We start from the raw sequence: 22,778 nt of genomic DNA on the forward strand, positions 1-22,778 counted from the left end.
TCCCATCAATAAATCTTTGATCGCATCGTTGAAACAAAAGCGGGTGAAAAGAGCGGACTTTCATCAAAACCATAAACCTCTCTCACAGGCGTATATTCGTAAATTTCCGGCGTCTGCCGGCTGGCAAAATAAGCCAAAGCGCAAGCAATCGCGCTATCACCATGACGCATAAAACCATCACTGCCTTTAAAACGATGATTGTCTGGAATTTTCACAATGCCATTGACATAAGCAAGCGCTTGATGATCCGCAACAATATCGCTATCGCGCGGCAAAACAATGGACCCATCCCCAAAAGCTTCCAAATAAGCCGGCATTTCCTTGCCATACCAACTTTGTGACAAGGACACTTCCTTGACAAGACCCCCATAACGCTGTGCCGCTTTTTCCGCTAAATAAGCCCCATTGCCCCGCGCATCTAACGCACCACCCAACAAACGTGGCAAACCACCCACAACATAAAATAAAATCTCTCTTTGTTGATCAAACGGCATATTGCGCAATTCCACCATAAACCGCACACGGCGCACCAAATCTTGTCCCACTTCCATCACCACAATGGAGGTGGCATCACCAGACCTAGCAAAATCAACACCAAAAACATGTTGACGCCGCCGATCAAGCCTAGAATGCAAAGGCTTGATATGCTTCTCACACCAAGAAAAAGCAACAATACTTCGTTGTTGTTCCGATTGATTTTTAAAATCATCCACACAAGCAAAACGCAACACCGCAATATCTTTCGCACAACAATTTTCAATCTGCAAACGCGTTAAAGCCGCCCCTTCTTGATCCGCCGGTATGGCATCTAACTCTTGGCGCATCGCACTCAAACGCACCCCATAAGAGGCACGAATTTGCTCTTCCCATTGTTGTTCTGCTCCCCTACTCCACACCGCCCCCTTCATGGCACAAACCCGTTTAAACAAACCATTTTTAACAGCCTCACCAAAAGGGTAACGATGCAGAGAAAAAGGAACCTTGCCTGCTTTTGCCTCACGGATCAGTTCATTGAAAGGATTAAGCACACCATTATGGGTGGAGATCACACGGATTTTACCCCCCCAAATAAGCAAAGCATTCACCGCATCTAAAACAGCGCGCACATCTTGATGAAACGCCGCCTCATCAATCACCACAATGCCCTGTAACCCCCGAATATTTTCAGGGCGGCTTGAGAGCGCTTCAATACGAAACCCAGAAGCAAAGCGCACCCGATAAGCAGAGATATATTTCGTGGAACCATCCGCCCTTTGATCTGGAAATAAAAATTCCTCTACATCACCACTGTGGCTTGTGATTGCCGAAGCAAAATTGCTCACATAGCCAATAAATTCACGCCCCTTATCTTTGGTGTCACCAATATAAAAAACATTATCGCCCCCAGCCTTAACGCTCGCTGCCGCAATCAGTGTATCATCCAAAGCTTCTGCAAAAGTAATGCCGGTCCGCCGCCCCTTTTCCACCAATTTTAACACAGACTTATCCTCAATCCATGCCCGTTGATGCGCCATCAAAACACCTTCCGCTAAGGGATCACTCTCTTTGGGAAAAGTGCTCCTCTGCCAAATGTCAAAGTGTGCCTGATCTTCAACAGCAGGGCTTCCACCCATCTGCCCTTCAGCCATGTTTTACCCCCAACACCTGCGCACGAATAGCCCGCGCACGCTCTTCTGAAAGCCCCGCCGCTGCCGCTGCAGCGTCAACCGCTTTGCTTGCTTTTTGGGTAAAATCCTTTTCTAATCTTTGCCGTCTGGTGGTCGACAAATGTTCAGCCGCCAAAACCCCTTTAAGCGCATTGGCCAATTCTTGGGCTGCCTTTGGTGAAAGGCTTTTTCCACTGCTCAACGTGGAAAAAATAAGCTCTTTAATCGCGGCGGCCGTCAACAGAGTAATATTATCAGAAGCCTTGGCATCAAAGCGTTGCGAAAGGCTTGCGGCAATTTCACGGGTTTGCTCCAAGCGCCTTGACATCACAGCCAAACGCAAAGAATAACGATTAAAACTGGAAAAGGAGGGAATAGAAAAATTGAGACCCGTTTCTTTTTTTAAAGCCTTCAAAGCCGCTTTAAATTCATCATAAATGGCTTTTTGCGTCTTTTCACGCCCATTTAAAGCCTCAGCCGCCTCTGCAATAATTTGATCACAAGCTTGCGGCAATAAATCAATCGCCGTTAAGCGTCCACGCCCGACCTTGCGCATCTTTCACCTCGTCTTTTATTGATGAACGTTTAGGCCGCTTAATCCCCTCAATCGAAAAGCTCCGGTCTAAATGACGTGCCCCCCGTTCCGTTAAAGCCGCAAGCAAAACAGAACCCACACATTTTAACGTAACAGCCCCTTGATCTTCCATAAAAGCCAATTCATTCCGGACAAAATCACCATCCCGCCGGATACCGTAACTATATAAAAGCCGCTCAATCATCGCACTCGATAAGGTTTCGCTCCGCTCACAAGCAAGCCCTTTTAAAATAATCAACCGCGCTTCTTCACGGATGATTTTATCCATATCTGCTTTCATTTCTTGGCATTCTCCAACAAAAATTCTTGTAAGCGCTCACCAATGGCTGCCACCGGTTGTAATTGGGCAGAAAGCGTATTGAGGCGACCATTCAATTTCTCCATATTCACTTCCAGCCTTTGCAGCGCATCACGATCAGGCAAAAAATCCATCTCTGTCTCTAACTTTTGCACACGCTCTTTAAGCACCGTGATGTCTTTCAACATTTCCCGCGCACCAGAAGAAAAATAAGCTTTTAAAACCCCACAAATGGCAACAATGGATAACAACAAAGACAACCAACCATTGGCCACACTAATATCTAAATTCACGCCCCCTCCTCATCTCATTAAAATCGCTTTAACCGCAGCTCTTCTGCGCTGTTCGCAGACTAATAAAGCAGCCCGATCACGCCCCCAATAATGCACCACTTCTTGTTCATTCAAAGCACGTTCCGGCAACAATGAAGGCTGGTGACACGCCATGCGAACAACAGGTGGCAATTCAGCCGATAAAAACGGATAAGAAAAGCTATCCCTTAGCTTGGGTGTTGAGCAAGCGCACACGCTCAAGCCCAAGACAACCGCTAGGAACAGTTGGCAAAACTGCATTGATCTCCTCCATTTTTGTAAGCTTTTGTTCCAAACTAGAAATCACCGCTTGTGCTTGAAGCCCTGCTTTTTGCGCAGCCTCTCTTTGCCTCTCTTGTTCAAGCCGTGCTTGTAAAGAAACCTTGGCAATCTCCAAGCGCCAATAGGCATCACGCGCCTTTTCCGCCTTTAAAACTTGCGCTTTCATAAAGCCAAAAGCCGCCAACATCACACCGCCCCAAAAAAGCAATCCCAAAGACAGTTTTGAAAGTGGGCTAAACATGGCGCTTATCACTCCACCCCGTTATCTCCACCTCATCATAGACGCTGCTATGCTGCTTATGAGAATGTTTCCTATTGGAAAAATCCACAGAACCAAAACCGCGATGCACCCCCAAATTCCCAACGATAATCGCCACCATGGAAGGAATAGAAATCGCTGCCATATCAACAATACGTGGTGCTCCCCACAAACCACCAGCAATCAGCAAAAAAATAACCCCCCAAGCAAACCAAAAGGACCACCATAAATAACGTTTCGAACCACGATAAGAGGGTTTCATGCTTCCACCTCGCCTCCAATCCCCAAAAGCTTTTTGGCGCGGTTCAAATAGGTCAAGCGGTGCACAAGTCCATTTCTTCCCCCATTAATTGCCTTGGTAATCCCCACGACATCATCTCGATCAGCAAGCTTATTTAAGCCTTTCATCTGCCAAAACCAAACAGCCGACCAAAGGGCTGCAGGAAACTTTTCCAGCACTTCTGGAAATGCTTCACAATCAACCGCTTGTTCATCGATTAAGCGCCAAAACTTCGTAAAACGACGGTAATTATTGCGCCCCGTCAACTGGATCAAACCACGCCCCTTAAAATGCACCCCATCACCAGGGTTGACATTACCTAAATCACGCCGCCCCTCATAAGCGCGCCCTGAGGCATATTCACGCAGGGTAAAAAAGCCATCACTCTCATGCGCACATTGGCTTAAAAAATGTGCAATACGCAAATGCGTCGTGAGTTCCCCATAAGATAAAGCTTTAGGCAACACGCGTGCCATTTCAACAATAATAAAATCTTGGCGCGCATGATGCGTCAGTTTAGGCGCAAGTTGATGAAGAAAAGAGGCATCTATTGAAATCATAACAAACCACTCAATGAATAAAATTCATTCGCAGTTTACGAAATCTCACGCCCCCCATATAAGCCTGACACTGTCAGTCAAAACTCTCAATACTCATAAAACTCTGGAAATAATAAACCTTGGGGCTCTTTTGAAGAAATTCTCTTCTTTAAGCGATAGGCTGTACGCACATGCATACCAGAAACTGCTGCTGCAGCATCTACCGACCAGCCTTTTTGCAGCGCTTGCATCATTTTTTGCCGCCGTTCAGCATCTCTACCAAGGGGGATAAGAAGGCGCACACCCGAACCATTAAAACAAAAATGGTTGATCAATTGCTCCGCCTCTTCAAACCCAACAATTTCAATCAACCAATCCGCATTCTCAAGACGCCCAGGGATATAAACTTCTCGTCCGCCAAAAGCACGCATCATATTCCATGCTGCTTCACTGCCCGCAACATCAGCTATTTCACGCAATAAGGCAGGAAAATCGCTATAGATTTCCTCTTGCATACATGCTTACCCCTCGCTTTTAACACCTTTACGGATTTTCCGCCCCCAAACATTCATCACTTCTCTAAAGTCGCCCCCACTCATCTCACCCAAAGCTTTACCACTTAACGCCATAACACTTTGATGAAAAGCCCCAAGCTCAAACATAGCATCGGGATTCAAACACTTCCATTGGGCACACAAAATGGAAATGCTTGGTTTCTTCCTCCATGAATCTTCGCGGTTTTTCCCTCTCCAGTCAACCCCACCCTCACGCTGCAACCAACCTTTCAACGCCTCAATGGCTCTGCATGCATCATCGCTATCGCGTAAAAAACGAATATGATCAATCCCTGTCTGTCTTTTCACAAAGGCAAGCAACGCCTTATCTGAACGATCACGAATAATGCCAAGATTCCACCCAGCAATCCAGAGCGCCTGGAGCTTCTTAGCATATTTCCCCTCTAAACGCTTCCCATTCGGCTTAAAACCAAACGCTTTCATTTCAGCGATAACCAAGTGCTTTTCTGAAAAATTCAAATCTTTCGCCGATTGCTTGCCTGTCAAGCGATAGAGCAGTGCGCGATAGGTCTCATCATCAAGACCTAACGCGCGTTTTCCCATATGAAGGACAGCTAAAGACATCTCTCCCCCCTCATGTCTTCGCCAGATCAATGGTCACAGCACGCCAAGCGCTTTCTAATGTATCGCGTTCATAAAAACGCACATATTCCTTAGATGTCGTCACACGGATCGCTTCACGAATGGCACGCATCGCCTCTTTCCAGCGTGGATCATCAATATCCAAACGCAACAGCATAAAGATCTCGCCCCGATTCACCTTGCCTTCTTTATCCGTATTAAAAGCACGCGTAATAATCGCACGGATTTCAGGGCGTGCATCCGCAGACCATTCATTCAAACACTCATCAAGAAGGCTTTTGGCAATTTGCAATTGCGGTCCAAAATCAACACTTTCCTGAACTTGCACCTTAATACGTTGCAAACCATCAAAGCTTGTGTAAGTACAATTGCCCTTTTTGCCACGCCGCTCCACACCATATTCTTGCGCAAGCAAGCTATCAAAATCACTCAAATCCGCAATCGTATGGTTGTTAAAACGTGCAATCCTTGCCGATAATTCTTTCGCAAAACCCATAATTTTGCGCACCGTTTCATCCTCTAACAAATCCGCAGGGCGGATCAGGTTTACCGGCACCAAAGCCCCTTTCGCATCCTTCATATAACGCGTACCTTCAAGTTCAATTTGTGGATTCATCACCAACTTCCTCCTTATGTTTCTTGAAACCGGCGAAACGGCACAACTTCACCTCGATGAGGCACACATCCCGCTTTCAATTGCCAACGACACCGCAAAAGCTCATGACCTAAAATGTGGTTATAGCCCGCAAGGCGACGCAAATACTCAGTCAATTCTCGAACATCTTGTGCATGCAAAAAAATACCATTCATCTCATACTTCAAAAAGCCAGAGCGCAAAGCAATCAAGCAATCTCTTACCATATAAGGGTTACGTTCCATCATTTGCTTCCTCCAAAATCCATATAAATCACACGATTGCTCTTATCTTCATCTCGATCAGAGCTGTCACACTCAGCCAAAACTTCTGCAACTTGGCCTTCCAAAACCGCATCCGCTTCCCCCAAACGGTGAACACTCAACTCCAATTCAAGCAATAACGCCAAATCAACACACAATTTAAGCTTTTCTCCAATATCAAAACCGCATTGATAATCGTCATAAAGACCAACAAGCGTATCGGATAATTCTTTGTCGCATAAAGAGATCATGCCAATTCCTCCACATCGCGGTTTTTCCATGCCGCTTTGACATGTTTCAAAGTCACCTCACACCCATCTCCAAGCGCTGCCATGCGTGCTAACATCATCGTCTTATCAATCTGCCGTAAAGCCCCAGCTTTCAAACCAATCCCTGTCAAAAACTTTATTGCACCAGCATCTTCAATTCCCCAATCGTGAATGCGCGCCGCAATATCTTCGCTATAAGGCTTGCGACGCTTTAGATGCATTGCCAAGCGGCTTTTAATTTGTGCATAAGAAGGACCATTTTGACGATGAACAAGGCGCCCTGAAATCTCATCATTCCCCACCAAAGCGAGCCCTGTGCCATTGATATCAACAAAATGACGCAACTGATTAATCGCCTCATCTGTTAAATTTTGCGCTTCATCCACAATCAGCAGTGTCCCCCCACCAACACGCTCTAATCTCTTGCCAATCGCACGCGTTAAGCGGGTGGGGTTATATTCCACCACTTCCAATTCCGCTGCCATATCATTCAAAATACCATGAACACTGCGCGTATGCGGGCTTGCTGTCACAAGGTAAACATGCGGGCGGGTTGCGCGGTAATGCCGGCAGGTTTCTGTCTTACCATTGCCCGCATCAAGCGTAATCATCACCATATCACCCGTACTTTGCGCCAGTGTTAGCGTGTCAATGATTTCACAAGCTATACGGTTCTTTTGAAACGCAGGCTTTTCGGGGATCTTCTCCAAAAATCCCGCTGTTTCTTTTAAAGCCTCAACCCATTGGTGAACCTTCGCATTCTGTTTACCCAATTGCCCCGCATAACTGCCCGCATACCACTGCGAAAACGTCCCATCCGGCATGCCGATGCGCCGCGCCACTTCTGCTTTCGTCCAATCATTCATTTGTGCCAGAGCTCTTACCGAATCCACAAGCGTGTTCCATAAAGCAATATCATCACTATTGCGGTTTTGCGCTGCCCCATCGGGCTGCTTTTTTGGGCGCGCCCAAGGATTTTTTTCAACCGTTGCATTTATCGCGTACTTCATGTATATTCCCCTTTCGTATTGATTTAGATATCGAATGGGTAGGGCTCCAACCTACCCATTCATTTTGCTCCTCAAGCCGTACGCGATACAAAATCGGCTTCCTTGAAAATCCCCCTCTCCTTTTGGGAAAGTTGAATCACTCCATGTTCCTCACCTGGTCAGGCAAAGGCATCTGAAGATTTGCCTAAAAATTTGATCGTATTGATTGAAAGATTGAAAGGATTAAGACTCCTCCCCCCTTTCTTTAATAAACGCTTCAAGCCGTACGCCATACAAAATCGGCTTCCTTGTCCCCCCTTTCCTTCCTTCTCCCCTTTTCTTGTGAGAATTCTTGGCAAATCCCCCCCCTTTCCTTTCCTATCGTTTAGGAAACTTTATCACTTCACGCCCCTCATCAGAGGCGGAAAACCGTCTTAAAGCTTTGTGCAAATGTTGACTAAATTCTTGGGGTTCCAAAGCCTCATCATCCTGCACTTTCACGGCTAAATTCCCCGCATGGTTTGGCATCAAGCGGCTAACCTTTGGCTTAACAACAAGCTTGGATTTTGAACCATCATCCTTTTTCTCAAGGCGCCCATAAACATCAGCCAAGTGATCAGGTGCAAGCTTTGCTGCCAATTGTTTTTCTGCTTTAACAGCTCTCACATATTCTTTACGCAAACGCCCATTCAAACGCGCTGCCTGCTGGTCATAAAAGCCCACATCTGCAAGACATTCTGCCATGCAAAGCAACCGATTGTTCAAATCATAAACCCGCAAATCTTGGTGCAAATAATCCGGATCAAAGCGTACAATAACCTTCTTCCCCGCATACTCATTCAATGCCCGCGCCCAATAACGATTGCCATAAAAATGAATCTCCCCCGTCCCCTTTTGTGTACGCAATGCCTCTGAGGTCAAAAGCCATAAAGCACGCTGTGCTGCCGTTGCCTGCCGAATAATCGTCCCCTCTGCTGTCAAACTTTCTGCAAAAGTCTCATCAAAACTGCGCCCCGCACATGTCAGCGCCTTGCGCCCTGCTTGTGCATTATGCGCCACAATCTGCGCACCAACATGGGCTTTAAACGCTTCAAATTCTATCGCACGTTTGCCATAATCTTCAGGCTTGGCATCCGGCTTATTGCCCGTATAAGCCCCCGCACAAAAAGGATGCTTCGAAATCGCCTCTGCCAAATCACGCCATGCCCGCTCAATCGGTTTCGACTGCCCGCTATAAGGAGTCGTCCATTGCAATTGAATGCCCAAACTGGTCAAAAGACCCTGCGGTTCATCCGCCTTAATCTTAAAACGAAAGCGGTTTTGCACACCCCCAGAAATCCACTTGCTGGTAAAAGCACGCCCATTATCTAAGGTCATACGCTCCGGTATCCCATAAGCCTCCACCATATCACCAATCACCAAACGCACGATTTCCCAAGTCTCCGCATCCGATAGGCGCCATGATAAAATCTTGCCTGAATAAAGATCTTGTATCGCTATCAGATAAAGCCGCACTGGCTTTAAGCTCCACGGAACACGCACAAAAACATCCAACTTATGCCCGTCCATATTCACCGCTTGCAAAGCATGCAAACTCGAGCGATCACGCCGTTGTGCCGGATAAAGCTTCTTGGCCTTCTCCTCACCCTCACGCGCCAACACCACAACCGCTTTGGAAACTTGCGCTTTAAAACGCCGCCGTAACGCCCGCTCTGAAGGAATAGGCTCCCACCCTTTCTCACGCGCCACCAAAACCATACGTCGATAACATGCCGAAAAAGCAGGGCGGGACGAACGCAAATAATCCGAACACAAAACCTCCCATGCCTCCTCATGACACTCAGCCCATTGCGAAAAACGCTCCTCACCATAACAAGGCGCCAGCGCCGCTAACCAATCAGTGCGCTCATACCCTTCCACCATCTGCCGCCAATTAAAAAGCGACATCCGGCTCACCCCAAACTGAACCGCGCACAAACTTGCCGCATCATGCACCCCCATACCGGCTTGAAGTAAATCCTCCATAGAACAAAGCGCCTTCAAACGCTCTTCACAGCGCCTTTTATGCACCTTTGAAAGCCCTTCATAACGCGCCCAAACACTTGTCTTTTGATCGCTTTCTTTTACACACCCCCCACCAGAGCGCACTAACAATGCCGCCCGCGCCACTTCCGGTAATAAGGAAATGTGAACCTCTACAACAGGACGAGAAACCCCTTTAACTTTACGTGTCAATTCACTTTGATGTCGCCATGTGGTTGCTAAAATCTTACGCAATCCGCCCTTACTCTTTGGCAATCCTGGCAAAGCCGCCTTGGCTAATTCGGCAATACTAAACCATTCCTTCATGGCTGCCCCCTTTTAATGCGCACTGGTGTTGCACGCATGGCTTTCAAGCGCGCTGCAATCTCACGCTGTTCCTGCTGCAATCTTGCAATCTCTGCCAAACGCGCTTCATCCCCTTGCAACAACAGCAAACCATCTTCACTCACCACCTCATCCCAAAGCCAAAAGGCGCCCGTCGCCCGCACAAAAGCTTTAAAGCGCGGCAAGGAAATATCCACCTGCTTACTTTCCGCTACATAAGCATCCAAGCTTGCCTTACTCAAACACCCAATGCCTAAATAATGCGCCATACGCTCTGCAACCTCACTGCGCTCATAGCGGCATTCTCTCAAAGCCCGCGCCATCGCCCGCTTAATGCGCGAGCGAAACCGCTCTAAATCAATTTGCGCCACCGGTTCACGACAAGGGAAAACCGGACGTTGAAAAAAATCAAGTTGATGAGAACCACGCGTCTTCATGCCTGCTCCTCCCCCGATTGCTTGTTCAAATAATCATAAAACCGCGCCCGTGTCTGCGCATCTGCTCTCTGCCACACCCCCAACAATTGAGCAAAAATCCGTTCTTGTTCATTGATTTGCGGCGGCGTATTAACCCCATTGACCAAATCAACAGCCCGCCGCAAATCCCCCTCAACCTGTTGCAAAGCAATCGCCACCCGCCGTTGCGAAACCGGCTCCATCTTGGCAAGCTTTAACAATTGCGCTTGATTATCTGCCAATGCAGTCCCACGCAAAACCGCCCGCAACTCCGGCTGTAGATGCTGAGCAATGCTGTTAAGACGTCTTACTGATTTTGAAGACAAACCAATACGGTCCGCCACATGTTCGGCAAAAGATAAAACTGTCCCTTTGCCATTTAAATCACCTTCATTTGGCAAAGGGTAAACTTTACCCTTTGCCACTTTGTCTCCTTCACATCCAGTTTCATGATGCTCTGAAAAGCCTTCTTTTGGCAAAGGGACAACTTGTCCCTTTGCCACTTTGTCTCCTTCACACCCAGTTTCATGATGCTCTGAAGAACCATCTTTTGGCAAAGGGTCAACTTGACCCTTTGCCACTTTGTCCTTTGTATATTGATTACCGTGGTCACCACCACGTTGAATCCCCCCGTACTTCTTTTCCCACAATTCGCGGTACGTCTGCACAAACAAAGCGCGGTCAATCACTGACAATTCATTGCGAAACAAGTTTTCTGCCACTTCTAAAAGCGCAGCATTGTTCTTATCCGCCTGCACCACAACCGCATCAATTTCGCTATAGCCTAAAAGCTCCGCAGCCCGTAACCGGTGCGCGCCAGCAATCAGCGTGTAATTGCCTTCCTTAGCATTGGGGGTATGGCGCACAGTAATCGGATTCATCAATCCCTCCCGCGCCATGGATTGTGCAAGCGCCTTGGCATGCTCATCATCCACAGGGCGTATACGTTCGGGAACAACAATCAAATCTAAAGCAATCTCTTGAAACTGTGCCATCACGCCGCCGCCTTTTCCATTTCTCGTAAGAACAAATCCATCGCACGCCCAGCCCATCTTCGATAGGCTTTCGCAAAAACTGGTTCTTCCAAACGCCGATTAATCACTTGAAGTGACAGAGAAATAGAAGTCCGTTGCCGTTCTTGTATAGCGACAATACGCCGCCGCGGTACCTCAAACTGATAATGCAAAATATGAATAGCAATCTGTCGTGCTAATGCCGCATCAAATAAGCCATGCGGGGGGGCAATAATATATCGGATTGGCAAATGCCGAAATCCACCACTTACTGCCTTAAAAGAACAGGAAAGCATAATTTGTAATCGTTCAACTTCCGAATAAGGATTAACGATATCGCGTCTGACATCTGGGGTCCATAAATTATAAGCAGCAACCATAACCACCCCCGATAAAGAAAACTTGACCAGCTAATCCTAAAAAACAACCCATCCAATCGGCTGCTCCATGATGCAACGCTATGCAATTTATCTTGCCTATTTCGTATTGATCTTTAGACATTGATAAACCTTTTCATCTTATGGTAATTAAATTCATGGCAAATGCGTATGACACACGCAAAGCCGTGTAACGAAGTTCAAGCAGCATTACCGCGCAATGCGGACTGTGTACGCGAATCCGTATTAGCGTGTTTTGCTGCTTTAAAAATACGACGGCGGCTTTTAGGGTAGCGGTCGCTAAAAACCTGCTCGACGGGCAAGCCAATAAAATCGGCAATAGCACGTTCTGCTTTCTCATTGGGCCGTGTCCAGATGTGTTGAACACTGGATGAGGAGAGTTGATACGCTTTCGCGAGCTCCGCCAAGGTCATATTCCGGCGGCGTAGCTCGGCTAAAATACTATGGCGATCCCATTTTTGTGTGGTTGTCATAACTTTCGCTCCTGCTTCAAACGGATGCTCAAACCATCCGTTTTTTGTGGGGTTAAATGTACAATAAACGCCCTCAGTATCGGGCTGTAATATGAGATATAAGCCAAATATTTGTCTTTGTAAACAGTTTTTTGGCATTTGGAGTAATTTTTTTGGCACGCCCTGAAAAAGAACCAAAAACAGAACTGGCACAACGCCTACGTGAAATAAGACGAGTCCTCGGAAACGAAGAACGTGGAGTTTTTGCGCAACGCCTTAATTTACAACGCACTACTCTGGCCAATTATGAAACCGGAGCACACGAGCCAACATCCTCAGCAATTAACGCCTATCATAGAGTCTATAACATTAATCCTCATTGGCTTGTTACGGGCGAAGGCGAAATGTTTAGCGATATGGAAAAAGCGAAAGCAGCAGGTTTTAAACCACAAACGATCCCTGCTGGATTGATGAAAAAGCTCGGTCGCATAGCTTATACAACCTATCGCGATGAAAAAATAAAACTCCCCCCTGAAAATATAGCGGAATTAGCGGCAGAGCTTTGTATAAAGTTGCAAGAGCTTGTCCAAAACATCAATGATATGGAAGAAGTCGAAGCAACTTTTCCTCTTCTTAAGATTCATTTAAAGCGTCAAATAGAAGCTGAAAAAGAACACTCCAAAGCTACACAAAATTCGGCTTAATGCTCCTCTAAAATGAAAAATACAGGCGCGTTTCTCTTTACATTAAAAAATTATAATAATGCATTGTTTTTTAATAATTATATCCCATAAAAATAGAAACGCGCCATATGGCGCATATCTTTTTTGCTTTTTTGGTCATTTTTGGTTGATTTTGGAGTCGATTGAACTTTTGGATTGATTTTTTTCAAAGGGTCTTCAAAGGCGGTTTTCTGGGCTTTCACAGACTTTTAAAAAATCTTCAAAGGATTTTCAAAGACCTTTCAAAGGCTTTTCTCATTTTTACAATGAAAACGCGCTTTTTACCATTTTTCGCATTTTTTGATCATTTTAGGTGTCAAAATCTATTTTGACAAAACGCGCATTTAATGCTAAATTTTATGCATAAAAACAACAAATTATCACCTATTCCTAACTAATCCCACCTCTTCCCACTTAATCCAAAACCTACTGTCAAACTACAAGCGCTTTTATCGTGCTATAACTTCTTGATTCTATATGTGTAGCTTGCCAGTGTAGCTTGCCAGCGTGTTTTGTATATTTTGACACTATGTTTTGTACCAATTTATTTTCTTTTAGATGATTTTAAGAGGTTCTCAAAGGGTCTTCAAAGACCTTTCAAAGATTGTTTAAATCCCTTTAATAGATCTTTTTCTCTTCTCCTAAATATCACAATTGGTAATGATGAGTTCCTTTGCCGGAATCGCATTATTTGACAAATTACAGGAATAAATTGTTCTTACCTCTTTTATATGGAATTGACTGAAGGTTTTTCGAATCTCTGGCACATCATTGAGAGAGAGAAGAAACTTCCCCTTTAATTGTGCAAGCAGCATAGACATCGTCTGGTAATCCTCCCGCTTAAACAAGTCCTTGCCATAATAATCCTCAACACCAAAATAAGGTGGATCAAGATAAAACAAGGTATTTGGCCGGTCATAACGCACAATAAAATCAGACCAATCTAAATGTTCAATGATAACTCTCGCTAAACGGCGGTAAATAAGCTTTAATATACCTTCAAGTTTGAAGGGATTAAACCGTGCACACCGGTCTGTCTCAACTCTAAACGTACGCTCTGCTACTTTCCCACTAAAACTTAAACGCTGCAAATATAAAAACCGCAAAGCCCGTTCTAAATCCGTAAGCGTTTCTGGATTTTGTGTCTGTAAGCGTTCAAACGTCTCACGGCTGCTTATTTGAAACGCTAACAGTTCTATAAAAGGGTGATAATGGCGTTGTAACACCCGAAAAAAATTCACCACATCTCCTGAAAAATCATTGATAATTTCAGTTGATGGTATCAGTTTCCGTCTAAAGAATATTCCACCCATACCAACGAAAGGCTCGGCATAAATGCTATGTGGAATATCTTCAATGATTTTGACAATGGTTTTGGCTAATCTTCTTTTGCCCCCAATATAAGCAGCAGCTGGTGAAATAGGTTCAACAGATTTTAATTTTTCCTTATGAAGTATATCCATTATTTTTTAACACTCTTTCATCTATGTTAACCGTCTTCTCATTGCTTTAAGTGATAAGAAGTAGCTGTGATGTTAAGTTAAGTTGCATCGGACGGGGTTGTCGCAAAACTTTCTCCCGTTGCCTGGGTGACCAGCCCAGCCTCTATTTTTGTTCCTTTCCTTGATTTGGTGCCTCAAAGGTAATTTCTGTTGTGTAACCGCTTTGTTTTTCATAGCGGTGGGTGACGGTAGCGGCTTTCCATGACCCATTAATTTCTTTACGGAACCCTTGAAGCAGCAGCGGTTGATCCGCCATGATTTCAGGGCGTCCCGCAAGAGTTAAGGAGCCACTGCCTACAGCACGGCATAAGCGATCCGACTCGGAGGCAGCCGCCGCTTGTGCTTCTTCTTGACTTGGATAACAACTGCGCAGACGACGTACGGGACCAGTAAACCCTGTTTGATGCTTGACTTGGCATTGTTGCCCTTTTGCGCGATCAAAATAAGAAGTTTCGATGGTGCCGTATTGGGTGCGCGGCTCTAGGGTGAATTCCCAGCTGGAACAGTCATGCTTATGGATGTCGAGTGCTGGTAAATTATCCCCGCTTAAAAATAAAAACTTATGGTCTTTGATTAAAAAACGCGCCCGCATGCGGTCCGCAAGGCGGGTTAAAAAGTCAACCGCCGATTGATCGGTGCGCACCACATAAGGCAAGGTTTGTTTGGTAAATTGTGGACTGACCTTTGCTTGATAACCATGGCGTTTGGCAAGGGCCTCAACAATCTCAGCAATGGTTTTGTGGTCAAAATGTTCACTCGCCTGTTCTTTAAGTTCTTTGCGCATCGAGGCACTTTTGCCACAAAGGCGTAAAATCTCTCCATCACTGCCCCCAATACTCACCACCGACTCAACAACAAAACGCCCCATAAAGGCACGGATGCTGTTTTGATAGCCAAAGGTGACATGGAGTGCGCTGTTACTGGAGGGAATCTCTAAATCATTGCCACTATCATCAAACTCCGCTTCAAATGTATCGGCTTCATTGCCCACATGATCGGTAATGGTTGCCGTTAAAAGACGCTGGTAAAAAACCTCATGGACAAGATTCTCCCCCACCCTCACCTCAATAAAAGGATGTGTGCGCATTAATCCCATAGCCTTTTGACCACGCTGTTCTTTTCACATGATAAAAATTCAGGCAGAATGACCTTTAAGCCCCGCGGCAACAGAGCACCATACCCTGCAATACCTGGATTGGCTTGCAAAGTAGCTTCACAATAACCTTTGATCGCTCCAACTTGAGAACGGTCTCCTAATACAGCCATAGCATGTTGAAAGCAGATTAGATCAAGACTCATATCCTCTAGCTCTACCACGAGATGCTTTTCTGGTATCTTCATGGCGTTTCTCCTCCTTGGGAATATTGATCATATCCCTCTTGGTATTGTCCTTGCGGTTTTCCACCATCGAAAAACGGTAACAAGCTAATGGCATAGCGAATACGCCCCGATTGACCAGAGCGACTGATGTAATCATGGTCTTTCGTGACACTGGTGATCACTACAGATCCATGGAGAATGGCACTATAGCCGTTGTCACTCATCCAACGAATCATCTGAACGGGCTTGGCTGCACGAATGGTTCTGGTGATGGCATCTATCGCTACCCGGTCCCCAAACTCTTCTGGAAACAACACCCCGTGGATGGTTTTGGGATCATTGCCATAGCCGGTAAATTGCAAACCAGGAGCCTCACCAAAACGCTCTAAGCAAACCCAGGAGGCAGAGAACTCTTCCTCAAACGATTGGAAATTAAGCCAGTCTACATAAAAGAGATGTGGACCTAACATCAGCAAAGGATCTCTCATAGACGCCCTCCCATTGATTGTATCCCTTCCAGCACGTCATTTCTTTCGAAACGTATCATTGCATCTCTCCTACCATTGCGCCATCCTAGCACTTCATCCCTCCCCTCATTGTGTTCTTTCCAGCACGCTGTCTTGTCCCTTATTCTGTCGTCCTTATCATTCTGTGCCACCATGCAGCGCATTGGCGCGTGCCCGTTGCAAAGCATGAGCAACCGCACGACCGGTGGCCATGGGGTCACGCGCCCCATTAACATGCACTGTGACATTTTGATTGTGGGTGATGGGGGAACGGTCTTTGTCTCTTGGTTCTCTGGCAGATGAATTTACAGGAGAAGCCCCCGCAAATTGTACTATGGGTTGGATGGACGTTTTACCCCCCAAAAAACTTGGCAAAAACTCTCTTACATCAATCGACCCAATCCACCCCTTTATGCGGTGAGGTAAAGATTTACAATAATCCATCAATTGTGAGATGGACGACATAAAACCATCAACAATCCAACTCGCTAAATCTTCGCCGGCTTGTTCCATACCAGCCTTGGCACTCTCTGTGAGCTTTTCGCGGACAAAAAAACGCTTCAACCACCCCCAAAAATTAGAAAAGCTTTGTTTAACGCCCTCCCACAAACCAGCAAAGCTTTGAGAAACAGAGGAAAGTCCTTGTTTAAACTTTTGCCAATGGGAAGAGAGATCAAAAGCAGCAGCAATGATATTTTTCCATTTGGTGATGGTTGCCGTATCGGCACCAAAAAAGCGCATGACGGCTTCAAAGGCTTGGCCCCAAGCCCGTGTTATCCCCCGTGCAAAACCTTTGACAAAAGAAGAAAAACGATCCCAATATTTCCACAAAGCAAAACCAGAAGCCAATATGACAGCCACAACAGCAGCAATGAGAGCCCCTATTGGGGTAAAAATCCCCCCCACAACAGAGGCAATAGCTGCCCCAACCACTTCGATTACTGTCCCAATAAAGCCAAAAGAGGCAGAAAATGCCGCACCTGAAACGGCTATCCCCCGTAAAGCCCCCACAAGTAAAGTCATGGGGCGAAGAAGACGCAGCGCACTCCCACCAAGCCCTGCTGCCATTAAACCCAATGAGCGCCCTGAAGCGACTAATCCGCGCCAACTTGCCTTCAGCGTGCGGCTCACAACCCTCATCTTGATAAAAGAGCCCATCAATTGAAGAAGCCCAAGGCGGGTTCCCGCCATGGTAAAACGTACAACCCGCAAAGCAATATTAAAAGCCATCAGGGCGGCAATGGTTTTGATGATCACACCGGTTAAAACAGGGTGTTCATTAGCCCACGCCATCAAACCATTGACAAATCCCCCAACACTTTCCATGAGACTGTTGAGAGGAGGCAGGAGCACTTCACCAATGGTGATCCCTAAAGCCACAATACGGTTTTGCAACAGTTCAAATTGCCGCATGGCACCGGTTGCTTGTTTATCGGCTTCTTGTTCTACAGAGCCTTTAAAGACTTGTGGATCTTTCACATAATCTAAAGCTTGCCCTAACAATTGGGGGTTCCCCACCAATTTGGCAAAATCACCGGTAAACTCCCGCCCTGCAATGGCAATCAGAGAGCGCATCCCTTGTTCAGATTTGCCCAACACATTAAAAAAGCGCACCAAGGTACCGGTGGCATCTTTCTCCAAATCTTCCATGAATTTCTGGCGTGAGAGCCCAATATTGCTAAAGGCATCTTCAATATGTTTGCCTCCTGCTTGAATGCGCGCACTCATCGTATTAAAACCACGCGCCGCACTCTCTGGAACAATCCCAGCAGAAATCATCGCTGTACCAAATGCCGCGGTTTCGCGCGCTGTCAACTTAAACATAGTGGCTGCACCGGTGGCACGATTGGTAAAATCAGACACCTCACTGGCCTTTGCTGCCATGTGGTTAGAGAGATGGTTGATGGCATCCCCTAGATCTTCAATACCTTCCTGATTAAGCTTAAAGACATTGCGCAATTTGGCAAAGCGTTCCCCAATCTGATCCCCTGTCATATCAAAAGCAACAGCCGCTTTGGCCGCATAAATGCTAAAAGCCTCGAGATCTTGTTCACCAATGCCTGCTTGGCTAGCACTGGTCATCAATTCTAAGACTTCACGGGCAGCCAAAGGGATCTTTGTAGAGGTTTCCAAAGCAAAACGGCGCAATTCTTTTAAACGATCAAGGGGAGCATCCAGAACCTTTTCCAAGCCCTTCATTGATTGATCAAATTGCATGGCTTTATAAAGAGGGGCAATCAAGGTTGCGGTTTGCGCAATCGCCCCCACCATGCGCCCACGCGCATGGATAAAAGCATTTTCTGCATGGGCTGTGGCTTCCTTAAGATGCTCAGGGTCAAACCACCCTTTAAAATGTTTTCGTGTCTGGTTTTGGAAATGCGCAACATCTAAACTAAAGGCTCTTAAGTCTCGCTTGGCAGAAGCGATCCCCTCTTGCAGATGATTAACAAAACGCACAACAAGGGAAACATCCATGATTGCATCTTATCCTAACATTTGGCTTTCATATTCTTGTTGTTTAAGGCGCGCGAGTTCTTCTCGATAAGCAATCACATCAAGCCAATCCATCTGGTTAATCTCTGAAGGCGCCCAGTGATAATAAAGGGCTAGTTCTGCTCCAAATTGTCTGGCAGAGAGGATTGGCGTGTGGGAAAAAAAGCAAAAAATGCCTTCAACACTGCCATAATATCGATAACATCAAGACGATTAATGAGTTCAACAGATTCATGAGACATATCGGCTAAAAGCACGGCTATTCCTTCCATCGCCTCATGGGTAAGCAATGCCTCACAAACTTTAAGAATGAGCACATCATTGCTCAATGTTGTTTTATCCTCTTCTAAGCCAAGCAGAACAAGCTTTGCCAACTGCGGTCCAATCAACACGGCTAATTGGCGTGCTTGCTTGAAGTTTGGGCGATAAAAGGTCAATTTGTGCCGTGTCAATTCTTTGCCATCACTCTCCTTATAAACAAGGGGAACTTGGAGCTCTACATCAAGGCTGGTTTGTAAACTTGTCATGATCAATTCCTATAAATTGAGAATAGAGCGGCGCCGTTCACCAATCTCTTGTCCATTGCGCACAAGCCAACCGCCCCGTTTAAAAGAAAAGCGGTGTAAAACAGAACCATCCCAAAATTCCGTATAGTCCCAAATATTTTTGATCTCGCAATCATAGCCTGTGGCTTTTCCTGCCGTTAAGCCTTCGCTATCCACCTTGACCAACCGCCCTGTCACATCAATGGAATGTTCATGCTCGCGTCCATCTTCTTCAGACACCACATGTTTTTTGCCGGTAAATTTATGACGAAGACCAGGAGGACCACCAAAGATACCAATCACTTCAGGGGTGTGGCTGCGGATTTTCATTTGCAAATTTAATGCTTTGACACCAAGACCGCTCACATCAATTTGCATATCAGAGCCCCCTGGTTGATAGGTTTCTGTGATTTCTTCTAACGTAGGCAATTTGAGGGTTTCAAGATCAAGATGGAGATTGACATCATCATCAACAATCAGGGTAAAACCACGAACAATTCTTAAAGTCATATGTCACTCCTTGCTGCTTTGCGATACCCCTCTAGCGTATCACCAAAAGCATATGTCATTTTCTTTTGGATATCTTGCGCCAGCCGATTAAAGTAAGCACCATTGCGCCGGCTGCCAAAGCTTAAATCTTCGAGAGGGGGCACTTCTTCTGCATCAAATTCCACCCGCAATTTGCCAAGTTGTAAATTGCTGTTTGAATTTAAATCCCGATCAAACCAAACCCGCCCACCAAGCAGTGCACCGCGTGCAATCATATCATCAAGAAAGCTGGTCAAAGAGCGGGTAATGGCAATAACATGTTGACCGGTGAGATTCTCATCATTAGCCCAAGGGCGTAAATTGTTCATGATGGTTTTTTCCAGTGCCGCACGGGTGCGCACCACATTGACAAAACGCCAAAGCGGATCACTGGAGGTGGTATGATTGCCCCATAAAATGCGCCCATTGGAAGCTACTTCTCCCTGCCCATTTTGACTAAGGCGCGCGGGAATAAAGGTCGCAATATCGGCTTTATTGAGACGGTTTGCCTCATGATCAATTTCCCCATCAAAATAGCTAATGGGGCGTGCTGTCCCTAAAATACCATGCACATCTTGATTGGAGGGAGACCAGAAAACACCGCCCCTTTGCTTGTCACGTTTGATAAACATGGCGGCGGCAAAAGGACTTGCGGGTTTTATACTCACACCTCCCTCACGATTTGCCACCCGTACAAAGGGATCAATCAGATAACAAAAGCGTGAGGAAAAATCTGCACGATAGGCAAGGCTTTCTTGCGTATTTTTACCCCCCGTATCAAACACAGCAATGGCTTGTAGCTTTTCTGCCACCTGTTCCAAAGCATCTGCCACAGGGTTTTTGCCATTATCAAGGCGCCCTGCACTATAAGCTGGTGCAAGTAAAATTCCAGGTTCCACCCCCAAATGCCCCCGCGCATGAGCCAAGGCATGCACACCGGTCAAGTGAGTATTTGATCCCACCATTTCAGCTTGTGTCTCAGCAATGGTTGACTTTTCTTCCACCCGCACAAGGATCACTTGTGCCTCAATCCCTTGCGCGCGCACGGCATTGATAACATCAAGAGCTGTGCCCCGTGTCCCAAGCTTTTGGATTTTGTCTGTCTCATGGGTGAAGACCAACACGGGCTCGTTAAGGGGAAAAACTTGGTTGTCAGCATCAGGGGCTGTAACAACCGCCCCAAGGGCGGTTTGGCTAAACATCTCTAAGGGCCGAGAAGCTTGACCATCCTCAATGAGGCGGATACCATGATTAAATTCTATTGCCATTTTGCTCTCCAAATCAATGGAGAGACCATAACAACAAGAGCTCCCTTTCATAAGTCTGACACTGTCAGTCAAAAAAGCCCTTTAAAAGGGCTTTGAAAGAGATTTTAAAAACATATCAAGCATCATTACACTATTGTTTGAGTGTCTAAGCTTCTTCACCTTTTTCTTGTGATTTATGCCTAGGCTCTGCCATTGTGTCTTTATCCACCACGGGAGGAGAGAACACTCCGTCTTTGTAAGTCCAGCCGATTTGTGCTTCACTTGAGCGGATAGCTTCACCATCAAAGGCATGGACATAATTCTCAGATGCGACAATAATATTCGTTACTACACCATTTTCAACAACTGCATATTTCATGAAAAACTCCTATATAAAAAATCTCAACAATATTGCGCCATTTCCACCGTCACCACTGTTGTAATTTGCTGCATCCTTTCCAGGAAAATAACCGCCACCACCACCACCTGCATCAGCTTGGTTATGGCCACCTTTACCACCTTTACCACCTTTGTCACTTTCACCACCACAGCCACCATTACCATTATTAGATCCCCCGCCGCCGCCTCCACCTCCAAAAAGAGAACTTCCACCCGAGTAGCTTCCGCCATCTCCACCATCACCGCCAGAAAAAATAAAGTTTTTAATGCTTGTGTAACCTCCTCTTCCTCCTTTTCCTACTGTTTCGGTAACTCCACTACCATTAGAGCCTATACTCCCACCATTGGCGATGAGAACCCCTTCAATAATCGTGGCACCACCATTACCATTTTTACCACCACCACCAATTTGAATATTTTTTGCTTTTCTAAGCTGAGATCCTTTGATTTTAACGCGTACACATTGCCCTCCACCGCCTCCACCTCCACCATAATAGGTGTATGTGATACGACCGTTATAAGTAGTTTTTAACCGGACTCCAGTCCCTCCACTGCCTCCACCTCCCCATGCCCATATTTCTACCTCTGTGTCATCAGTGACATCTGCGGGAAATGGAAGTGTACCACTTTCTGTAATGAGAATTTCAACCGGTTTTTTGACTAATGAAGCTATTAATTTATCTATTTCTGATTTCGTATAAACAACATCACCATCCACTTTAAGCGGTCCTTTCAACGTGCTTCCCGTTGTGCTTAAACTTGTCACCGTTTCACCATTATGAATAAGGCTAAACGGCGAATTATCCAAAAGTTCTAAGCCACCACTCATGGTGACTTTGCTGGTAAATTTATTGTAATTTTTCCATTCATTTGGGCTTGTGAGGCGCCCATAACTTGTTAGATCTTGATTAATCTTAGCTCTAAAATCATCAAGCCCCACGATATCTTCGGTTTTATGCTGGTGCGCGCCTAACAGGGAGACAGCACTACCAAAGGTAAAATTGTTGTTGCTTGATTTATAGAGAACATAATTATTTGCTGCATCTTTTGCCCCCTCGATATCGCTTAAATCAGCAAATGAGAAAGTTTTATCGGCTGCCATCTTGCCATTGAGAGTGCTTTCTAGATCTGTGATTTCACTTATGGTATGCGTGTGTTGTAAAGGCGCTTTTTCGTCTATTTTTTCCTCAACAGCCACAAGCGCTTGATCAAGTTTATTGAGGTTTTCACGCAAAATAGGGAATTCAGAACTGATAAAACGCCCTTCTTGTGGCAATTCCATGTCGAGTTTTTTGGTTTTTGTCATCTC

31 protein-coding genes are annotated in these 22,778 nt (G+C 45.8%); 1 reads left to right on the top strand and 30 read right to left on the bottom strand.

What is annotated here, in order from left to right; genetic code table 11:
* Positions 1 to 5: 5 nt before the first annotated feature.
* The 20 genes from BTR_RS05925 to BTR_RS06020 all read right to left on the bottom strand — a co-directional run bounded on the left by BTR_RS05925 (position 6) and on the right by BTR_RS06020 (position 12,228).
* Complete coding sequence (locus tag BTR_RS05925; protein WP_012231814.1) at positions 6 to 1,628, bottom strand: hypothetical protein; 1,623 nt, start codon at positions 1,626 to 1,628, stop codon at positions 6 to 8.
* Positions 1,621 to 2,202 carry a phage protein Gp27 family protein gene (locus tag BTR_RS05930; RefSeq protein ID WP_012231815.1) on the bottom strand — a complete coding sequence of 194 codons (582 nt, stop codon included), beginning with the start codon at positions 2,200 to 2,202 and terminating at the stop codon, positions 1,621 to 1,623. The genes BTR_RS05925 and BTR_RS05930 overlap by 8 nt, the downstream gene beginning before the upstream one ends.
* Positions 2,165 to 2,521, bottom strand: a complete 357-nt coding sequence (locus BTR_RS05935) for a VpaChn25_0724 family phage protein (RefSeq protein ID WP_012231816.1) — start codon at positions 2,519 to 2,521, stop codon at positions 2,165 to 2,167. The genes BTR_RS05930 and BTR_RS05935 overlap by 38 nt, the downstream gene beginning before the upstream one ends.
* Positions 2,518 to 2,832 carry a DUF2730 family protein gene (locus tag BTR_RS05940; protein WP_012231817.1) on the bottom strand — a complete coding sequence of 105 codons (315 nt, stop codon included), beginning with the start codon at positions 2,830 to 2,832 and terminating at the stop codon, positions 2,518 to 2,520. Before BTR_RS05940 ends, BTR_RS05935 begins: the two co-directional genes overlap by 4 nt.
* Positions 2,833 to 2,841: 9 nt before the next feature.
* The gene (locus tag BTR_RS12625; protein ID WP_038473613.1) at positions 2,842 to 3,066 is read right to left on the bottom strand and encodes a hypothetical protein; all 225 of its coding nucleotides are present in this window, start codon (positions 3,064 to 3,066) and stop codon (positions 2,842 to 2,844) included.
* Positions 3,032 to 3,373, bottom strand: a complete 342-nt coding sequence (locus BTR_RS05950; RefSeq protein WP_012231818.1) for a hypothetical protein — start codon at positions 3,371 to 3,373, stop codon at positions 3,032 to 3,034. The genes BTR_RS12625 and BTR_RS05950 overlap by 35 nt, the downstream gene beginning before the upstream one ends.
* A complete protein-coding gene (locus BTR_RS05955; RefSeq protein ID WP_012231819.1) occupies positions 3,366 to 3,653 on the bottom strand; it encodes a hypothetical protein in 288 nt (95 codons plus the stop codon). The genes BTR_RS05950 and BTR_RS05955 overlap by 8 nt, the downstream gene beginning before the upstream one ends.
* Positions 3,650 to 4,231, bottom strand: coding sequence for a glycoside hydrolase family 19 protein (locus tag BTR_RS05960; RefSeq protein WP_012231820.1), 582 nt, complete (start codon positions 4,229 to 4,231; stop codon positions 3,650 to 3,652). The genes BTR_RS05955 and BTR_RS05960 overlap by 4 nt, the downstream gene beginning before the upstream one ends.
* A gap of 86 nt (positions 4,232 to 4,317) precedes the next feature.
* Positions 4,318 to 4,725, bottom strand: a complete 408-nt coding sequence (locus BTR_RS05965; RefSeq protein WP_012231821.1) for a helix-turn-helix domain-containing protein — start codon at positions 4,723 to 4,725, stop codon at positions 4,318 to 4,320.
* A 6-nt stretch (positions 4,726 to 4,731) separates the two neighbouring features.
* Positions 4,732 to 5,349: a regulatory protein GemA gene (locus BTR_RS05970; protein WP_012231822.1), complete on the bottom strand. Its 618-nt coding sequence runs from the start codon at positions 5,347 to 5,349 to the stop codon at positions 4,732 to 4,734.
* A 10-nt stretch (positions 5,350 to 5,359) separates the two neighbouring features.
* A complete protein-coding gene (locus BTR_RS05975) occupies positions 5,360 to 5,983 on the bottom strand; it encodes a DUF3164 family protein (RefSeq protein WP_012231823.1) in 624 nt (207 codons plus the stop codon).
* Between the two features lie 14 nt (positions 5,984 to 5,997).
* On the bottom strand, positions 5,998 to 6,249 hold the full coding sequence (locus tag BTR_RS05980) for a hypothetical protein (RefSeq protein ID WP_012231824.1): 252 nt from the start codon (positions 6,247 to 6,249) through the stop codon (positions 5,998 to 6,000).
* A complete protein-coding gene (locus tag BTR_RS05985) occupies positions 6,246 to 6,515 on the bottom strand; it encodes a hypothetical protein (protein ID WP_012231825.1) in 270 nt (89 codons plus the stop codon). Before BTR_RS05985 ends, BTR_RS05980 begins: the two co-directional genes overlap by 4 nt.
* Entirely contained in the window at positions 6,512 to 7,543 is a 1,032-nt protein-coding gene (locus BTR_RS05990) for an AAA family ATPase (protein ID WP_012231826.1), read from the bottom strand. The genes BTR_RS05985 and BTR_RS05990 overlap by 4 nt, the downstream gene beginning before the upstream one ends.
* Before the next feature lie 357 nt (positions 7,544 to 7,900).
* Positions 7,901 to 9,871, bottom strand: a complete 1,971-nt coding sequence (locus tag BTR_RS06000) for a transposase domain-containing protein (protein WP_012231827.1) — start codon at positions 9,869 to 9,871, stop codon at positions 7,901 to 7,903.
* A complete protein-coding gene (locus tag BTR_RS06005) occupies positions 9,868 to 10,326 on the bottom strand; it encodes a hypothetical protein (RefSeq protein ID WP_012231828.1) in 459 nt (152 codons plus the stop codon). The genes BTR_RS06000 and BTR_RS06005 overlap by 4 nt, the downstream gene beginning before the upstream one ends.
* Entirely contained in the window at positions 10,323 to 11,339 is a 1,017-nt protein-coding gene (locus BTR_RS06010) for a ParB/RepB/Spo0J family partition protein (protein ID WP_012231829.1), read from the bottom strand. The genes BTR_RS06005 and BTR_RS06010 overlap by 4 nt, the downstream gene beginning before the upstream one ends.
* Positions 11,339 to 11,737 carry a hypothetical protein gene (locus BTR_RS06015; RefSeq protein ID WP_012231830.1) on the bottom strand — a complete coding sequence of 133 codons (399 nt, stop codon included), beginning with the start codon at positions 11,735 to 11,737 and terminating at the stop codon, positions 11,339 to 11,341. Before BTR_RS06015 ends, BTR_RS06010 begins: the two co-directional genes overlap by 1 nt.
* Positions 11,721 to 11,858, bottom strand: coding sequence for a hypothetical protein (locus BTR_RS13135; RefSeq protein ID WP_169309789.1), 138 nt, complete (start codon positions 11,856 to 11,858; stop codon positions 11,721 to 11,723). Before BTR_RS13135 ends, BTR_RS06015 begins: the two co-directional genes overlap by 17 nt.
* 76 nt (positions 11,859 to 11,934) lie before the next feature.
* On the bottom strand, positions 11,935 to 12,228 hold the full coding sequence (locus BTR_RS06020) for a helix-turn-helix domain-containing protein (RefSeq protein ID WP_038473706.1): 294 nt from the start codon (positions 12,226 to 12,228) through the stop codon (positions 11,935 to 11,937).
* A gap of 152 nt (positions 12,229 to 12,380) precedes the next feature.
* Between BTR_RS06020 and BTR_RS06025 the strand changes: the two genes are divergently transcribed.
* Positions 12,381 to 12,911 carry a helix-turn-helix domain-containing protein gene (locus tag BTR_RS06025; protein WP_012231832.1) on the top strand — a complete coding sequence of 177 codons (531 nt, stop codon included), beginning with the start codon at positions 12,381 to 12,383 and terminating at the stop codon, positions 12,909 to 12,911.
* Positions 12,912 to 13,570: 659 nt separating this feature from the next.
* On the opposite strand, the gene BTR_RS06030 is transcribed toward BTR_RS06025, so the two are convergent.
* The 10 genes from BTR_RS06030 to BTR_RS06075 all read right to left on the bottom strand — a co-directional run bounded on the left by BTR_RS06030 (position 13,571) and on the right by BTR_RS06075 (position 22,775).
* Entirely contained in the window at positions 13,571 to 14,392 is an 822-nt protein-coding gene (locus BTR_RS06030) for a DNA adenine methylase (protein ID WP_012231790.1), read from the bottom strand.
* Positions 14,393 to 14,534: 142 nt separating this feature from the next.
* Positions 14,535 to 15,518, bottom strand: a complete 984-nt coding sequence (locus BTR_RS06035) for a phage late control D family protein (protein WP_012231791.1) — start codon at positions 15,516 to 15,518, stop codon at positions 14,535 to 14,537.
* Entirely contained in the window at positions 15,518 to 15,772 is a 255-nt protein-coding gene (locus BTR_RS06040; RefSeq protein ID WP_012231792.1) for a tail protein X, read from the bottom strand. The genes BTR_RS06035 and BTR_RS06040 overlap by 1 nt, the downstream gene beginning before the upstream one ends.
* Positions 15,769 to 16,239: a phage tail protein gene (locus BTR_RS06045; RefSeq protein WP_012231793.1), complete on the bottom strand. Its 471-nt coding sequence runs from the start codon at positions 16,237 to 16,239 to the stop codon at positions 15,769 to 15,771. Before BTR_RS06045 ends, BTR_RS06040 begins: the two co-directional genes overlap by 4 nt.
* Positions 16,240 to 16,395: 156 nt before the next feature.
* On the bottom strand, positions 16,396 to 18,732 hold the full coding sequence (locus BTR_RS06050; RefSeq protein WP_012231794.1) for a phage tail tape measure protein: 2,337 nt from the start codon (positions 18,730 to 18,732) through the stop codon (positions 16,396 to 16,398).
* A gap of 131 nt (positions 18,733 to 18,863) precedes the next feature.
* Positions 18,864 to 19,277 (bottom strand): hypothetical protein, encoded by a 414-nt coding sequence (locus BTR_RS06055; RefSeq protein ID WP_012231795.1) that lies wholly within the window; start codon positions 19,275 to 19,277, stop codon positions 18,864 to 18,866.
* Between the two features lie 9 nt (positions 19,278 to 19,286).
* A complete protein-coding gene (locus BTR_RS06060; protein ID WP_012231796.1) occupies positions 19,287 to 19,805 on the bottom strand; it encodes a phage major tail tube protein in 519 nt (172 codons plus the stop codon).
* On the bottom strand, positions 19,802 to 21,091 hold the full coding sequence (locus tag BTR_RS06065) for a phage tail sheath C-terminal domain-containing protein (protein ID WP_012231797.1): 1,290 nt from the start codon (positions 21,089 to 21,091) through the stop codon (positions 19,802 to 19,804). The genes BTR_RS06060 and BTR_RS06065 overlap by 4 nt, the downstream gene beginning before the upstream one ends.
* Positions 21,092 to 21,236: 145 nt before the next feature.
* The gene (locus BTR_RS06070; protein ID WP_012231798.1) at positions 21,237 to 21,449 is read right to left on the bottom strand and encodes a hypothetical protein; all 213 of its coding nucleotides are present in this window, start codon (positions 21,447 to 21,449) and stop codon (positions 21,237 to 21,239) included.
* Between the two features lie 9 nt (positions 21,450 to 21,458).
* A complete protein-coding gene (locus tag BTR_RS06075) occupies positions 21,459 to 22,775 on the bottom strand; it encodes a Bgr_08870 family protein (protein WP_012231799.1) in 1,317 nt (438 codons plus the stop codon).
* Between the last annotated feature and the right edge of the window lie 3 nt (positions 22,776 to 22,778).

The organism is Bartonella tribocorum CIP 105476, from assembly GCF_000196435.1.
GTDB lineage: Bacteria > Pseudomonadota > Alphaproteobacteria > Rhizobiales > Rhizobiaceae > Bartonella > Bartonella tribocorum.